11 protein-coding genes are annotated in these 15,976 nt (G+C 64.3%); 7 read left to right on the forward strand and 4 right to left on the reverse strand.

Annotation, left to right across the window (positions count from 1 at the left end; translation table 11 throughout):
• Nucleotides 1-3 precede the first annotated feature (3 nt).
• The 4 genes from K5658_RS15445 to recC are packed head-to-tail and all read left to right on the forward strand — an operon-like array spanning nucleotide 4 to nucleotide 5,594.
• Nucleotides 4-1,530, forward strand: a complete 1,527-nt coding sequence (locus tag K5658_RS15445) for a YifB family Mg chelatase-like AAA ATPase (RefSeq protein WP_221064001.1) — start codon at nucleotides 4-6, stop codon at nucleotides 1,528-1,530.
• An 8-nt stretch (nucleotides 1,531-1,538) separates the two neighbouring features.
• Complete coding sequence (locus K5658_RS15450; protein ID WP_221064002.1) at nucleotides 1,539-1,994, forward strand: putative toxin-antitoxin system toxin component, PIN family; 456 nt, start codon at nucleotides 1,539-1,541, stop codon at nucleotides 1,992-1,994.
• On the forward strand, nucleotides 1,976-2,257 hold the full coding sequence (locus K5658_RS15455) for a hypothetical protein (protein WP_221064003.1): 282 nt from the start codon (nucleotides 1,976-1,978) through the stop codon (nucleotides 2,255-2,257). Before K5658_RS15450 ends, K5658_RS15455 begins: the two co-directional genes overlap by 19 nt.
• 43 nt (nucleotides 2,258-2,300) lie before the next feature.
• Nucleotides 2,301-5,594 (forward strand): exodeoxyribonuclease V subunit gamma, encoded by a 3,294-nt coding sequence (gene recC, locus K5658_RS15460; protein ID WP_221064004.1) that lies wholly within the window; start codon nucleotides 2,301-2,303, stop codon nucleotides 5,592-5,594.
• 57 nt (nucleotides 5,595-5,651) lie between these two features.
• On the opposite strand, the gene egtD is transcribed toward recC, so the two are convergent.
• Nucleotides 5,652-6,632, reverse strand: a complete 981-nt coding sequence (gene egtD / locus K5658_RS15465) for an L-histidine N(alpha)-methyltransferase (protein ID WP_221064005.1) — start codon at nucleotides 6,630-6,632, stop codon at nucleotides 5,652-5,654.
• Nucleotides 6,629-7,921 (reverse strand): ergothioneine biosynthesis protein EgtB, encoded by a 1,293-nt coding sequence (egtB, locus tag K5658_RS15470; RefSeq protein WP_221064006.1) that lies wholly within the window; start codon nucleotides 7,919-7,921, stop codon nucleotides 6,629-6,631. Before egtB ends, egtD begins: the two co-directional genes overlap by 4 nt.
• Nucleotides 7,922-8,132: 211 nt before the next feature.
• On the opposite strand from egtB, the gene K5658_RS15475 reads away from it, so the two are divergent.
• Together K5658_RS15475 and K5658_RS15480 are read left to right on the forward strand one after the other, a co-directional pair.
• On the forward strand, nucleotides 8,133-8,600 hold the full coding sequence (locus K5658_RS15475; RefSeq protein WP_221064007.1) for a PepSY domain-containing protein: 468 nt from the start codon (nucleotides 8,133-8,135) through the stop codon (nucleotides 8,598-8,600).
• Entirely contained in the window at nucleotides 8,587-8,781 is a 195-nt protein-coding gene (locus K5658_RS15480; protein ID WP_221064008.1) for a hypothetical protein, read from the forward strand. Before K5658_RS15475 ends, K5658_RS15480 begins: the two co-directional genes overlap by 14 nt.
• A gap of 433 nt (nucleotides 8,782-9,214) precedes the next feature.
• Here the strand turns inward: K5658_RS15480 and K5658_RS15485 are convergent, their stop codons facing one another.
• On the reverse strand, nucleotides 9,215-11,569 hold the full coding sequence (locus K5658_RS15485) for a PAS domain-containing hybrid sensor histidine kinase/response regulator (protein WP_221064009.1): 2,355 nt from the start codon (nucleotides 11,567-11,569) through the stop codon (nucleotides 9,215-9,217).
• Nucleotides 11,570-12,074: 505 nt separating this feature from the next.
• Between K5658_RS15485 and K5658_RS15490 the strand changes: the two genes are divergently transcribed.
• Nucleotides 12,075-12,233, forward strand: a complete 159-nt coding sequence (locus K5658_RS15490; RefSeq protein ID WP_221064010.1) for a hypothetical protein — start codon at nucleotides 12,075-12,077, stop codon at nucleotides 12,231-12,233.
• Nucleotides 12,234-12,240: 7 nt separating this feature from the next.
• Here the strand turns inward: K5658_RS15490 and K5658_RS15495 are convergent, their stop codons facing one another.
• Nucleotides 12,241-15,744: a bifunctional diguanylate cyclase/phosphodiesterase gene (locus K5658_RS15495; RefSeq protein ID WP_221064011.1), complete on the reverse strand. Its 3,504-nt coding sequence runs from the start codon at nucleotides 15,742-15,744 to the stop codon at nucleotides 12,241-12,243.
• Nucleotides 15,745-15,976 lie beyond the last annotated feature (232 nt).

The raw sequence follows: 15,976 nt of genomic DNA on the forward strand, positions 1-15,976 counted from the left end.
CGCATGTCCCTGGCCGTCGTCTACACCCGGGGCCGGCAAGGCATCGAAGCCCCCTTGGTGACCGTGGAAGTGCATATTTCCAACGGCCTGCCCAGCCTGTCCATCGTCGGCCTGCCCGAGACGGCGGTGAAAGAAAGCAAGGACCGGGTACGCGGTGCCTTGCTCAACTGCCGTTACGAATTCCCCTTGCAACGCATCACGGTCAACATGGCCCCGGCGGATATTCCGAAAGAGGGCGGACGCTTCGACCTCGCCATCGCCCTGGGCATCCTGGCGGCGTCCGGGCAGTTGCGGGCGCAGGCGCTGGAAGGTGTGGAATGCGTCGGGGAATTGTCCCTGGGCGGGGAATTGCGCCCGATCAAGGGTGCCTTGCCGGTGGCGATGCGGGCGCGGGCGGCGGGCCGGGCCTTGATCGTGCCCCGCGAAAACGCCGCCGAAGCCGCCTTGCTGGACAAGGCCCAAATCCTGCCCGCCGGGCATTTATTGGAAGTCTGCGCCCACCTCAACGGGCAAACCCGGATCGAGTTCGAGCCGCCCGCCCCGGTGGCCGCCGAGGGCGAAGACACCCCGGATTTCGCCGATGTCCACGGCCATTACCACGCCAAGCGGGCCTTGGAGGTCGCCGCCGCCGGCCGCCATAACCTCCTGATGCTCGGCCCGCCCGGCACCGGCAAATCGATGCTGGCTTCCCGGTTGCCGGGCATCATGCCGCCGCTGTCGGACGAGGAAGCCTTGGAAAGCGCCGCCATCGCCTCGGTGAGCGAGCAGCCGTTCGATCCGCGCGCTTGGCGCAGGCCGCCGTTCCGCTCGCCGCACCACACGGCCTCGGCTCCGGCCCTGGTCGGCGGCGGCGGCAATCCCAAGCCGGGGGAAATCTCGCTGGCGCACAATGGCGTGTTGTTCCTCGACGAATTGCCGGAATTCGACCGCAAGGTGCTGGAAGTCCTGCGCGAACCCTTGGAAACCGGGGCCATCACCATTTCACGGGCGGCGCGGCAGGTGGATTTCCCGGCCAAGTTCCAATTGGTCGCGGCCATGAATCCCTGCCCTTGCGGCTACCTGGGCGATGCTTCGGGGCGTTGCCGCTGTTCGCCGGAGCAAATCCTGCGCTACCGGGGGCGGATTTCCGGCCCCTTGCTGGACCGGGTCGATATGCATCTGGAAGTGCCCCGCGTCTCCCATGAAATGCTGCGCCACGGCACGCCCGGCGGCGAGGAAACCAGCGCCACCCTCCGCGCCAGGGTGACGAAGGCCCGCGCCCTGGCGCTGGAACGCACCGGACGGCCCAATGCCTGGATGACGCCGCAGCAGGTCAAGCGGGTGTGCGCGATCAGCGACGAGGGCCACCGGCTGTTGGAACACGCCATCGAGAAACTGGGGCTGTCGCACCGGGCCTATCACCGTATTTTGAAATTGGCGCGGACCATCGCCGATCTGGCGGGAACGGAACAGATTTCGGTGGCGCATTTGAGCGAGGCGATTGGGTATCGGAAGTTGGATCGGGGGGCCGCCAAGGGTGGGAAAGCTTGACTGGCGATATGAAAAAACCCCGCGTCGTCCTGGATACGAATATCCTAGTCGCCGCTTCCCGCAGCCGGAACGGAGCATCGTTCGCTTTGCTCGAGCAACTACGCAATGAGCGGTTCACCGCGCTCGTCTCCATACCCTTGATGCTGGAATATGAATCCGTGCTGAAACGACCGGAACAATTAGCCATCGGCAACCGGGATGCAAAAATGATCGACGCTTTCCTCGACGCCCTTTGCTTGCTGATCGAGCCGGTGTATTCGCACTATTTATGGCGGCCCCAGCTACAAGACGCAACGGATGAAATGGTATTGGAAACCGCGCTCAACGGACGGGCGGAAGCGCTCATCACCTTGAATATTACCGACTTCACTGCCGCCGGACATTTCCAATTGCCTGTACTGAAACCCGACGTATTCCTACGGCAACTCCGGGAGGAAAGAAACCCATGGCCGATTACACGCTAGAAATTCCCGAATCCTTGCTTAACCAAGCTTCCAGAATCGCGGAACAAACACGGATTTCCGTCAATCAACTTTTGATTTCCGCTATCGCCGAGAAAATCTCGGCGCTCCAAACCGAAGCTTATTTCCACGACCGGCAAGCACGCGGCGACTTGGCCGCCTTCGATGCTTGGCTGTCGGCCTCCCCGGATGCGCCCCCGATGGAGGGCGACGAATTGGAACACGCCGTCACCGAAAGGTGCCCTGGACCCACGACGACCGTTTAGGTCGCCGTGAATCCCTGCAAATCCCCCTCTTAAAATCCCCGCCATGCTCCGCCTCTACCAAGCCGACAAACTCGAAATCCTCGCCCGACTCCTGGCCCAACAACACCGCCCGCCGTCCTCCCCGTTCCAGCCCGACGTCATGGTCGTGCAAAGCCTGGGGATGGGCCGCTGGATATCGCTCCGGTTGGCCGACCAACTGGGCATCTGCGCCAATGTCGATTTCATCCTGCCCGCCGCCTTCGTCTGGGAACTGCGCCGCCGCTTGTTCGGCGAACTGCCGCGCCGCTCGCCCTTCGCCACCGAGGTGTTGACCTTCCGCATCATGGCCTGGCTGGACCAGCCCGCAAACCTGGACCGCGCCCCGCGTCTCGCCGGGTATCTCCAGGGCGGGGGCGAGTTGCGCCGTTTCCATCTGGCGGCGCGGATCGCCGACGTGTTCGACCAATATCTGATGTACCGGGAAGACTGGATCAGCGCCTGGGAAAACCACCAACTGCTGGGCCTGGACGGCGACGAGGCTTGGCAGGCGCTGCTATGGCGCGATCTGGTGGCCGGGGAAACGGCGGCGCACCGGGCGCGGTGGATGCGGCAGTTGTTGGAGCGGATCCAGGCGGTGGGGACGGGGGAAAAACTTCCCGGCGGGTCGAGGTACGCCCTGCCGGAGCGGCTCAGCGTGTTCGGGGTATCGGCCTTGCCGCCGATGTTCACCGAGTTGTTGAAGGCGCTGGGGAACTATTGCGATGTGGCGCTCTATACCCTCAATCCTTGCCGCGAATACTGGGGCGAAATCCGGGATCCACGCGAAATCGGCAAGCTGGCCGGGGAGCGCCGACCCGAGGATTTATACCTAGAAGTGGGACATCCCCTGCTGGCCTCCTTGGGCAAGCAAGGCCGGGAATTTTTCGACGCCCTGGCCGACACCGCCCAGCCCGACGACCATTTCGACGAAAACCCCGAGCGGGATACCCTGCTCCATCTGCTGCAAGCCGATATCCTGGAATTGATCGACCGCAAGAACACCGAAAAAGTCGAAATCGCCGCCGCCGACCGCTCCGTACAAATCCACGCCTGCCACTCGGCCATGCGCGAAGTGGAAGTCCTGCGCGACCATCTCCTATCGTGGTTCGACGCCGACCCCAGCCTCCAACCCGGCGATGTGGCGGTCTTGACCCCGGATATCGAGAAATACACGCCCTATATCGAAGCCGTGTTCGCCGAGGGCCGCACCGCCACCCGCATCCCGTTCAGCATCGCCGACCGCGGTTTGGCCCACCGCCATCCCCTGCTGGAAAACTTCCTGAGCCTTTTGGACCTGCCCGAGAGCCGGTTCAGCGCCGACGCCACCCTGGCCTACCTGGAACAACCCGCCATCCTGCGCCGCTTCGGCCTCTCCGCCGACGATCTGCCGCAAATCCACGCTTGGGCGCGGGCGGTGGGCGCCCGCTGGGGCCGCGACGCCGCCCATAAAGCCGCCTATGAATTGCCGGAAACGCCGCGCCACACTTGGCGCGACGCGGTGCAACGCCTGATGTTGGGCTATGCCCTGCCCCGCGAGGTGGCGGGCGCGGCCCCGCCCTTGTTCGAGGGCGCGATGCCCTTCGACGATATCGAGGGCGGGCGGGCCTTGATCCTGGGCGGTTTGGCGGAATTCCTGGAAACCCTGTTCGACTGGGCCGGACGGCTCACGGGCGAGCGCTCCCCGGCGGAATGGGCCGAGACGCTGACCCTGTTCATCGACCGGATGTTCGACCCGCGCGGCGACGACGAGGCCGTCCTGGCCCAGTTGCGCAAGCATATCGACACCCTGCGCGACACGGCGGAACAAGCCCGCTTCCGCGACCCGCTCGCGGCCCGCACGGTGAAAAGCTGGTTGGCGGGGCGGCTCGGCAAATCGGCGGGGACGCTGGGTTTCCTCACCGGCGCGGTGACGTTCTGCGCCATGGTGCCGATGCGCAGCCTGCCATTCCGGGTCATCGCGCTGTTGGGGCTGAATTACGACACCTTCCCGCGCAATTTCCATCCGCCCGGCTTCGACCTGACTTCGCGCCATCCGCGCCGGGGCGACCGTTCGCGGCGCTTGGACGACCGTTATCTGTTCCTGGAAACCCTGCTCTCGGCCCGCGAGCGGCTGTATCTCAGCTATGTGGGGCGCGGCATCCGCGACAACGGCGAATTACCGCCCTCGCCCCTGGTGTCGGAATTGATCGACGTGGCCAAGCAAAGCGCGGTGCTGATCCTGGCGGACGGGACAACCGCCGATTTGGCCAAGCACCTCGTGACCGTGCATCCCTTGCAGCCGTTCGATCCGGCCTATTTCAAGGGGAATGGGCGGCTACCGGGGTTTTCCACGACTTGGCTGGACGCCGCCCGCAAGATTGGCCGGGGCGAGAAAAACCCGGTGCCGCTGTTCGAGGCCGAACTGCCCGAACCGGAAGAAGAATGGCGGACGCTCGACCCCGACAGCTTCGTCTATTTCTACAGCAACCCGGCCCGCTATCTGTTGCGGCGGCGGCTGAATTTGATTTTGGAGGCAGCCGACGGCGGTTTCGATATCCGCGAACCGTTCGCCCTGGGCTACGACGCCCGCGACACCATCCGCCGCGACGTGCTGCACGCCCTCCGCCAAGGCCGGGCCGGGACCAGCGCCCTGGCGGTGGCGGAAGCCCAGGGTTTGTTGCCGCATGGGCCGGTCGGTTTGGTGCTGCATGGGCGGGAGCGCAGCTTGGTCGAGACCTTCGCGCCGGAGTTGCTGGACGATCTGGACGCGCCGCGCTTGGCCCCCTTGCCGGTGGAATTCGCGGCGGAAGGGTTGGTGCTGAGCGGGTTCCTGGCCGGGGTGTCGGCGCCGGGGATACTGGAATATGGCTTCGATAGCCCCAAGCCGCATCAGTTGGTAAGGCTATGGCTGCGGCATTTGCTGCTCTGCCTCGCCGCGCCGGAGGGGGTGGCAAAACGCTCGTTGCTGCGCACGCCGCAAACAACCATCGAGCTGGGCGAAGTGGACGACGCGGCGACCGAACTGGCAAAGCTGCTACGGACCTATGCGGCGGGACTGCGCCGCCCGCTGCCGCTGTTCCCGAAGGCCTCCTATACCTACGCCAAACTGCGGCTGGCCCCGTCCAAGAAACTGGCCGCCCTCGACCCGGAAGCCCTGCGGCAACAGGCCTTGGAACAGGCCCGGGGGGTTTGGGCGGGCTCGGATTTTGTGGGCGGGGAAGGCGGCAATGCCTATTACCAAGCGGTCTACCGCGATACCGATCCTTTGGACGATGAGTTCGAGCGCTTGGCTTTGGCGGTATTGGGACCGCTGGTGGTGGCGATGGAGCAAGCCGGGTAGGCCATCCCAAGTTTGCGCGGGTTCCCAAGCTCCGCTTGGGAATCCGCGTCCGGCCCGCTAATCCGCGCCCTGCCCCCCCAGCTCGAAATACTGCACGCTGAACAAACCCTCTTCGTCCCGCCAGCACTCCACCGTCCGGAATCCGGCCATGCCCGCCAAGGCCCGGAATTCCTCCACCGTGTACTTGTAGCAATTCTCGGTGTGGATGGATTCCCCATCGGCGAAGCCCAGCGATTCACCCGCCACCCCGACCCGCTGGGCACCCCGGCTGACCAAGTGCATTTCGACCCGGCACTTGCGGGTATGGTAGAAGGCGTAATGGCAGAACCGGTCCGGATCGAAATCGGCCTGCAAAGCGTGGTTGATGCGGCGCAGCAGGTTCAGGTTGAACTGGCGGGTCAGCCCTTGGGCGTCGTTATAGGCGCGGTGCAAACGTTCCGGCTCCTTGCGCACATCGACCCCGATCAACAACCCGCCATCCGGGGCCACCAACCGGGCCACCTGCACCAGGAAGGCCAAGGCTTCGCCGGGCTCGAAATTGCCGATGGTCGAACCCGGAAAAAACACCACCCGCTTGTGGTCGCCGGGCGGCAGGCAGGATTCCAAAAGGTCCAAGCCCCGGCCATAGTCCATGCAGACGGCATGTACCCGCAATCCTGGCCGCTCGGTGGCGAGGGCGCGGGCCGCGCCCAGCAGGTATTCCCCGCAAATATCCAGCGGCAGGTAGAGGCTGGGCCGCAACCCATCCAGCAGGAGCCGCACCTTGCGGCTGGCCCCGCTGCCCGGTTCGATCAGCACGCAATCCCGGCCCACGGCCTCGGCGATGGCCCCGGCATGGTCGCGCAGGATAGCGGTCTCGGCGCGGGCCGGATAATACTCCGGCGTCGCGCAGAGGGCCTCGAACAGGGCGCTGCCCTCCCGGTCGTAGAAGAATTTGGGCGGCAGGCACTTATGCGCCTGTCCCAGCCCCGTCAAAACCTCGGCCCGGAAATCCGCGGTCCCCGCAGCCTTTTGGGTGAAGCGCAACCACTGGGTCATGGCACATCTCCGGCCAGGCGGATGCCGGCGAATGGCCAGCGGTCCCACGGATAGAAGAAATTGCGGTAGCTGGCCCGGATATGATCGCGGGGCGTGGCGCAGGAGCCGCCGCGCAGCACCATTTGATTGCACATGAACTTGCCGTTGTATTCGCCCAAGGCACCCGCCAAGGGCCGGAAGCCCGGATAAGGCGCGTAGACGCTTTGGGTCCATTCCCAGGCAGCGCCGAACATTTGCGCCGGTCCATCCGCGGGAACCGCCCCGGCCACCGCCGGGCGGTAACGGCCCGCCTCGCGGAACTGGCCGGTGATTTCCATCCCGGCGGCGGCGGCTTCCCACTCCGCCTCGGTGGGTAGACGGCAGCCCCGCCAGCGGGCATAGGCCTCGGCCTCGTAGAAACTGACATGGCAGACCGGTTCCTCCAAATCCAAAGGCTCCAACCCACCCAGGCCCATCCGCCACCACGCGCCCTCGCGCCATTCCCAATACAGCGGGGCCGTCCAACCTTCGCGCCGGACCTTGGCCCAGCCATCCGCCAGCCAGAGTCCGGGACGGCGGTAGCCATCGTCGCGCATGAATTCCAGGTACTCCCCGCAAGTGGCCAAACGCGAGGCCAAACGGTAGCCGCGCAGATAAACCGCATGGCGCGGCGTCTCGTTGTCGTAGGCGAAGCCCGCGCCCGCATGGCCGATGTCGCAGAGTCCGCCCGCGTAGTCCAGCCAGCGCCAAGGCGGTGCCTTGTCCCCAGACCGGGCCGATGTTTCCCGGTATGCGGGCCGTAGGGGATTGAGCGCGAAGTTGTATTGGATATCGGCGAGCAATAATTCCTGGTGCTGTTGCTCGTGATGGAGGCCCAGCACGGTGCGGGCGGCGACCTCCTCCCGCACCGGCACCGGCACCGCGCCGAGCAGCGCCACCATGGCGGCATCGACCTGGGCGCGGTAATCCACAACCTCCCCCACCGTGGGCCGGGATAGCAGCCCACGCCGTTCCCGTGGCCAGCAAGCGCCCACGGTTTGGTAATAGGAGTTGAAAAGCTCGTCGTAGCGGGCATGGAAAACCCGGTAAGCATGGGCATAGGGCCGCAGCACGAAGCGCTCGAAAAACCAAGCGGTATGGGCCAGATGCCATTTCGGCGGACTGACATCGGCCATGCCCTGGACCCCGTAATCCTCCAAGGCCAATGGCCGGCACAGGGTTTCGGTGTCCAGGCGCACGGCCCGATAGTGTCCGGCGAGCGCGGTGAGGGCTTCCGTGCGTTGCGGGAGGCGCTGTTCGGCCAGGGACATAAGCAATCCTCGTTGTGAATACCCGCCCGATTCTAAAGACGGGGGCGGGGCGCGTAAGTTTGGACGATTACCTACAGGCCCATGGGTGGACGGCCCGCCACGGACGGATTCCAGCGGGGATGGATAACGCTGCCCGGCTCCGCGTCTAAGCCAGGGAAACCCATCCCCCGGGCCAGGACCGGCCCGATCCACACATCATGGAGGATTAGCCATGCGTAGATTGATCGCCCTCTCCACCGCCCTGGCCTTCGCCGTCTTGGCCGCCGAACGGGAACGGGATATTACCCTGGCCCAACTTCCCCCGGAAATCACAGCCACCGCCGACCAAGCCGTGCCCGGCGCGCGCTGGCTACGCGCCGAGCAGGAAACCGAACACGGCGGCATCCGCTACGAACTGAAAGGCCAGGCCCAGGACCACCGGGTCGAGGTGGAAATCGCCCCGGACGGCAAGTTGATCCAAACCGAGATAGAACTGCCGTTCAAGCAAACCCCGCAGGCGGTGCGCGACAAGCTCAAGCTGGGCTGGCCCGGTTTCGACCCCGAGGAAACCAAGGCCGTGACCCGCGTCGGCGGACCCAAGGGTTATGAATTCGAGGGTGCCTACGGCCAGGGTCGGCGCATAGAGGTGTTCATCTCCGAAGACGCCGGCATCGTCGATGTCGAGGATGAAAAGGACTGAACGGACCGAGAAGGTTGACCAACAAGGCGTGGTCAAGGCCAGGGAGGCCGCTGAATTGCCCAGTGTATGCGTCCACGACCTGCGGCACACCTTCGCCCGGCTCATCGAGTGCGTGGAAAGGTTGTGCGCCACGGAGGGCGAGAGGAAGCCAGAAATGGCCCTGGTCCGCCGCCGGAAGTGAATCCGGCAAAATAAAAGCCGGGTTTTAGGCCCGGCTTTTAAGTCTTTGATTCGGAAAGTGGATTGGTGGGCGGTATAGGATTTGAACCTATGACCCCTGCCGTGTGAATCCACCACTCCAAACGCAATATACTGATTTCAAAGGCAATTCCACGCCTGCCCCGCGTGAAGCCTTGCCAGACTGTGCCAGTGGTTGCCACCCTCTGCCCGCCTGCTTTCACGTTCTTTCACGCTGCCCTCCCCTGCCCTGCCGCCTCAGCCCGCCACACCATGAACCGCCGTGCGCGGTGTTGTGGTAGCTTTTAGCGGACCAAGCATCGTCTTCCCACTTCGAGGTTCCATGTCCGCGCATTCTGCAATCCACGCCACTGGGGCCGTCCTGGCACTCGTCCTCTCCGCCTCCCTGCCCGTCGCGCCGCCATGATCCGCTGCGCTTAACTGCCGCGAACCCGGTACTCCGCCAACGCGCCTTGCAGCGCTTCGAAATCGACCGGTTTGACCAAGTGCCGGTCGAACCCGGCGGCCCGCGATTTTTCCCGGTCCTCGGCTTGCCCATAGCCCGTCAGGGCGATCAGCCAACTCCCCTTCAATTCGGCGGACTGCCGCAAAGTCCGCGCCACCGCGTAGCCATCCATGCCCGGCAGCCCGATGTCGAGCAGGACCACCTGCGGCGGTTCGGCCAGCGCCATCTTCAGCCCCTCCTCGCCGTCGTAGGCCGCCCGCACTCGGTGCCCATCGCTTTCCAGCAGCAGCGCGAGGCTATCGGCGGCGTCGCGGTTGTCATCCACCACCAAGATATGGAGTCCGCTCGACGGCGCCATGGCGACCGCGACGGATTCGACGGATTCGACGGTGGGCGGATCCGGCAGGCGCGGCAGGCGGACGACGAATTCGCTGCCCCGGCCCCGTCCGGCGCTGAACGCTTGCACGGTGCCACCGTGCAGGTCCACCAGCCGCTTGACCAGGGACAGGCCAATCCCCAAGCCGCCCTCGGGGCGGTCGAGGGTCCGGTCCGTTTGGTAGAACAGATCGAACACATGGGGCAAGGCCCTGGGATCGAGGCCCTGCCCGGTATCGCGGACCCGGATGCCCACCTCCGCGCCGTCGCACTCGACGCTTAGCCCAATCCGCCCCCCCGTATCGGTGTATTTGGCGGCGTTGTTGAGCAGGTTCGACACCACCTGGATCAGCCGGACCCTATCGCCCTCGATGAGGATGGGTTCCGGCGGCAAATGGACGGTCAGTTCATGCCGCCGATCGTTGATCAGCGGTCGGCTGGTCTCGACGGCCCGCAGCATGAGGTCCGCCACGGCAAGCGGCTCCTTACGGAGTTCGATCTTGCCCCGTGTGATGCGGGAGATGTCCAGGAGGTCGTCCACCAGCCGGGTCATTTGCCCGGCTTGGCGATCGATGACATCGCGGCACCAAGCAAGCTGGGCATCCTTCAAGCCGGGTCGCCGGAGGATTTGGACGGCGTGGGTGATCGGCGCCAGGGGATTGCGGAGTTCGTGGGCCAGCATGGCGAGGAATACGTTCTTCTGGCTGTCGGCCTTGAGGAGGGCCGCTTCGGCCTGCTTGCGCTCGGTGATGTCGCTGATCATACCGACCCACTTGAGGATGCGGCCATCCTCGCTGCGGACCGGTGTGCCCGTCACGCTCGCCCACCGCCACACCCCGTCAACCCGCCGGAGGCGATACTCGGCGTTGTAAACAGCCCCGAGCCGTACCGCCGTCTGCCAACCCGACAAGGCCCGCTCGCGGTCCTCGGGGTGGATGGCATTGGCCCACCCTTCGTGCGACCATTCCTCCGGTGTCTGGCCGCTGAAGGACCGCCAACCCGAAACGTCGCCCATCAGTTCGCCCGCCGGATCGGTCTCCCACACGATTATCGCCATCGCCTCCACCAGGAGGCGGAACCGCTCTTCACTTTCGCGCAGCGCCTCCCCGTCCCGTTTGTGTTCGGTGATGTCGCGGGCGATCCTCGACATGCCCACCACCTGGCCCTGGCGGTCCTTGATGGGCGAGAGGGTCTCCGAAATATCGATCCGCCCACCGTCCTTGCGCATGAGCGTGGCCTCGAAATTGTCGATGCGCTCACCGCCCGCGATCCGCCCGGCGATTTCCGTCTCCATCGCGGCGAACTCCGGGGGACGGAGCATCAGCGCCGGGCGGCCCACCGCCTCCCCGGCGGGGTAGCCGAATATCCTCTCGGCGGCGGGATTCCAACTGGTGATGAACCCTTCCAAGGATTCCCCGATGATGGCGTCCCCGGAGGACTCGACGATGGCCGCCACCCGCGTACGCTCGGCCACCAAACCCCATTCCAGCATCTCGTTAGCCGCTTTCAAAGCCACCTCGGCGCGTTCCCGCTCGGCGATTTCCCGGTGCAGCCGCTCGTTCGCCTCGCGCAGTTCGGCGGGATTGGGCAAGCTCAGGATCCGTGGCATCAAGGGCCATAGGACCACGGCGGTGAGCAGGGAAACCAGGGCCGTGAATGCCTTGAACAAGACATCCAGCCAATAGAGGGGCTTCCAAAGCACGACCACGCCCATGAGGTGCGTCATACCACAAGCGAGGATGAAAATGGCGAACAGCCAGAGGACACGGACGTAGGGGAAGTCCCGGCGATGCCGCGCGAAATAGCCGAGGGCGACCGGCAGGGACAAATACGATGCGAAAATCAGGCCGTCGCTGACCACGAAGGCCCACAGCAGCCAAGGCGACCAGCTGAGGCAATAGCCGTGGGGCATGAAACCGGCGGGGGTTAATAACCGAAAAACTTCGTCCATGGGGAACCTTGCGCTTTCTCAATGGGACTATCCAGGCAGACTGGACCATATGAACCAATTAACCATTGTGGATAAAATGCGGGATCGACATCGAACCAATCGCTTACAAGAGGACGGCTGGATTGATGGTGGCCAGGGCATGCGGCTCATGGCGGGTACCGAATTTGGGCCACCACGAACACTTCGGCGGCGGCGCGCGATAGCACACTCAAAACACCACCACCGTCACCGAATCCGACGCCGGGGCTTCGCACCGGACCCCCAGGACAGGCGACAAGGCGCGAAAAAGCCCGCTCGGGGCGGGCCTCTGGGCATTTGGCTTGGGCCGCGTCCTTACGGCGGGGGGTTTAGAGCAGCTTGACCAGGGCCGCGACCAGCCCGGCTTGCGCCAGCAACATCCCGGCATCCATTTCACCATGTCGAATTTGATGTCGTTGATCTTGGCGTCCATGCGCGATTCAAGCTCGCGGATGTCCTGCCAATCATGGCGATCTCGGAATCCCCTGTGGCATCCCTGAACGCCTCGGCGATGCCCCTGGCCTCCCCGGCCTGGACGCCGGACAACGCGCTGAAACCGACAAGGGCCCTGCGCAAACTTGGCCTACACCAAGGTCATGGCAAGCCCGGCGTGTTCCTGTTGGATGCTGCCCCGGATGGGCGGTAACGGGGAATTATGGGCGCTCTCTCAACAACCAGGCTCGCAGTTCTTCGGCAGGCAGGGGTTCGCTGAAATAAAAGCCTTGGGCCTCGTCGCAACCCTTCTCCCGGAGTTTATTGAATTGCTCCCGTGTCTCCACGCCCTCGGCGATCACTCTGAGTCCGAAATTCCGCCCCAGGTTGATGATGGTGTCGACGATGGCCTCGTCTTGGGAGTCCCAGGCGATGTTGCGGATGAAGGATTGATCGATTTTCAACCGGCTGACCGGGAAGGTCTTCAGGTAGCTCAAACTGGAATAGCCGACACCGAAGTCGTCGATGGCCACACGCACGCCCATTTCGCGCAGGGTGTTCAGGGTCATGGCTGTCCAGGCGCTGTCCTCCATCAGTCCCGTTTCGGTAATCTCCAATTCCAGCAGGCCCGGTGTGACGCCCGTGTCCCGGAGTACCCTGGCCACCTGCTCGCTGATGGCGCTACGTTGGCGGTCGTAGCGGAATTGCTGGGCGGACAGGTTGACCGAGACTGGCACCGGGTATGGGATCTTACCGGACCGTTCCCAGGCTTCCGCCTGCATGGCGGCCTCGTGCAAAACCCAGAGCCCGATATCGGCAATCAGCCCGTTTTCCTCCGCCAGGGGTATGAAGCTTTCCGGTCCGGTCAGGCTCCCGTCTGAATGCCGCCAGCGCAGCAGAGCCTCGCAACCCACCACCCCGCCGTTATGAATATCCACCTGGGGTTGGTAATGCAAGAGCAGTTCACCCCGCCGCAACGCCAGCCTCAGCTGGTGTTCCAGGCCCAGGGTCCGTATCGCCTCCCGCTGCATCTCCTCGGTGAAGAATTGGTAGCCATTGCGCCCATTCTGCTTGGCGCGGTACATCGCCACGTCGGCGTTCCTGATCAAGCCGTTGGCGTCCCGGCCGTTGTCGGGATAGAGGCTGATGCCCAGGCTACAACTGATATGGAGTTCGTTACCACAGATGTCGAAGGAGGTGGAGAGGGCCTCAACGATCTTCTCGGCCGCGTGGGCGGCACCATCGGCGTCGGTGTCGGGCAGGACGAGCATGAATTCGTCCCCGCCTTGCCGGGCCACGCAGTCCTGTTCGCGGACGCAGGCACGCATACGCCTGGCCGCCTCCCTCAACAAAGCATCCCCGACCAGGTGGCCAAGGGAATCGTTGATCTGTTTGAAGTGGTCGAGGTCGAGCACGAACACCGCCATGGGGCCGCCCCGGCGCTCCGCCTGCGCGAGATCGGCGGCCAACCGCTCCCGGAAGAACGCCCGGTTGGGCAATTGGGTCAGCACGTCATGGAAGGCCAGATGTTCGATCCTTTCCTGCTGTTCCTTTTGTTCGGTGATGTCGGTGCTGGTGCCGAACCACAGGGTGGTGCGGCCCTCCCCGTCGCGGATCGGCAGGGCGCGGGACAGGAACCAGCGGTATCTCCCGTCCACGCCAAGCAGTGGAAAAATATCCTCCCATGGCTCGCCCAAGGCGATGGAAGCCCGGTAATGGGCGGTGACGCGCTCGACATGGTCGGGATGGTGCGCCGAGCGCCAATCCTCCCCCATCATGGTTTGGGGCGTGCCGCCGGTGTACTCGTACCAGCGCCGGTTGTACCAGAAGATGGAGCCGTCCGGGTCGGCCATCCAGGCGAGCTGGGCGATATTGTCGGCCATGGCGCGGAAGCGGGCCTCGCTCTCGCGCAGGGCGCGCTCGGCGGCCTCCCGCTCGGTGATGTCCTGGACCGTGCCGATCATCCGGGAAGGCCCGCCCCGCCCGTCGGGCACCAGTTGGCCCCGTCCTTCGAGCAGGCGGTTCCGTCCCCCTGGACCGGCCACACGGAGCCGCAGGGCTCCGGGGGATTGGCCCGCCGAGGCGGTCTCCATCCACTGCCGTATCGGTGCCCAGTCGTCGGGATGGATCAGGCCGAGGAAGGCTTCCAGGGTGTGCGCGAAGTCACCGGGCGAGACGCCAAACAGGCGGTAGGTTTCATCGGTCCAGACCACCCGGTCCCGGACCGGATCGTAGGCCCAGCTGCCGATGTGCGCCAAGGCCTGGGATTCCGAGAGCATCCGCTCCCGCTCCTTGAGCCGTTCCTCGCTTTGGCGGAGCCGCTCCTCGGCTTGCTTGCGCCCGGTGATGTTCAAATGGCTGATGACCGCGCCACCAACCCCGTCGATGCGGTACGGGACGACATTCATGTGGAACCAGCGTTCCTCCGATGGGCCAGGGCAGCGATATTCCATTTCAAACTGGTCCAGCCTACCGTCCAACACCGCCTGGATGCCGGCCAGGGCTTCCGCCGTGTCCGGGGCCGAAGCGGAGGCTCGGGCGCAGACCTCCAGGTAGTTGGCACCTATGGTCACGGCGGACAGGCCGGAGGCCGCGTTGTCCCGCGCGAAGCGGGTCCAAGCCGCGTTAACCGCGATGATGGCCCCGGCGGAATCGATGACGGCAATATGCGCCGGAAGGGCCTGTAGGGTCCGGCGGTTCAGTTCCTCGCTCCGGCGCAGGGCCTCCTCGGCCCGTCTGCGTTCGGCCAGGTCTTGGACGACGTATAGGATCAGGCCATTCCCCCGGCTTTCCACGGGTGCCACCGTATATGAAACAAAGTGTTCCTTACCGGTGAGACGGTTCCTCAGGCATAGATCGAAATCCCGCACGAATTCCCCACGCAACGCCTTGGACACGGGCCATTGCTCCAAAGGTAGGATGGCCCCATCGAGGGTACGGAGTTCGAACGCTTGGCTGTACTCGCCGATGCCGAGGTCCATGGCGCGGTCGTCGGATAGGCCATGCAACGTCAGGCCGGTCTTGTTATGGGTGACCAAGTTGCCCTTCGCATCAGTGATCGATAACCCCACCGGCATATTCGCGAGGATGGCCGCGAGCGTGGCGTTGGCGGCGTCCAGTTCGACCAGCCGCCGCTCCTGCTCATCGCGGGCGCGCAGAAGTTCCTCCTCGATGGCCTTGCGCCGGGCGATGTCAGTCATGGCGGTACGGAACAGACCGCTATCGGAAACCGCCGGTTCCGCCACGCTGTATAGCTCGACGGGCAGGGATGCCCCGCTTTTCCCTACGATCCGGAGTTCGGTGGTGACCGAAGACTCCTCCCGTCGCTGACAGCGCCTCAGATGCCCGATCAAGGACTGCCGGTCCTCGGGCACTACGAAATGGACCAACGGATGGTTCAAGATGGATTGCCGCTCCCGTTGGAACAGGATCGCTGCGGTCAGGTTGATTTCCCGGATGACGCCATCCTTATCCAGGGTGAGATAGCCCAAGGGGGAGAAGTCGAAAAGATCGACATAGCGGTTGCGGGAATTTTCCAATTCCGTTTGGGCGATCCGCAACTCGTGGTTTTGTATTTCTAGTTCGGCATCGTAGACTTGTAACTCTTGGAGCAAGCGTTCCAGGTACTGCCGGGTTTCCTCGGTGGTTTCGGGACGGAATGATTCCGCCGCCAGTCCATGAATCCCCGCCAAGAGCGCATCCTCTGCCCGCTTTCTCAGTTCCATTCTTTCCATGGGATGGACCTAAAACCCTGGATGGGTGCCGAAATCCCGGTTAAGAGGCAACACCTATCTTTGGTCTCCGTTCCAGGCCTACGGTTCCCGTAATTCCACTAAAGTTGTAGTTGTAAATGCGATTTAGCGCGGTGCAATTGGACGCATGAGAACCACACGGGGCCTATAGTCCGTGATAGCGCACTCAAAAACTACCACCGAATCCAGCCCACGTAGGACGCGG

Origin of the sequence: Methylomagnum ishizawai (assembly GCF_019670005.1) — a bacterium.
In the GTDB taxonomy this organism is placed as follows: Bacteria; Pseudomonadota; Gammaproteobacteria; order Methylococcales; family Methylococcaceae; genus Methylomagnum; species Methylomagnum ishizawai.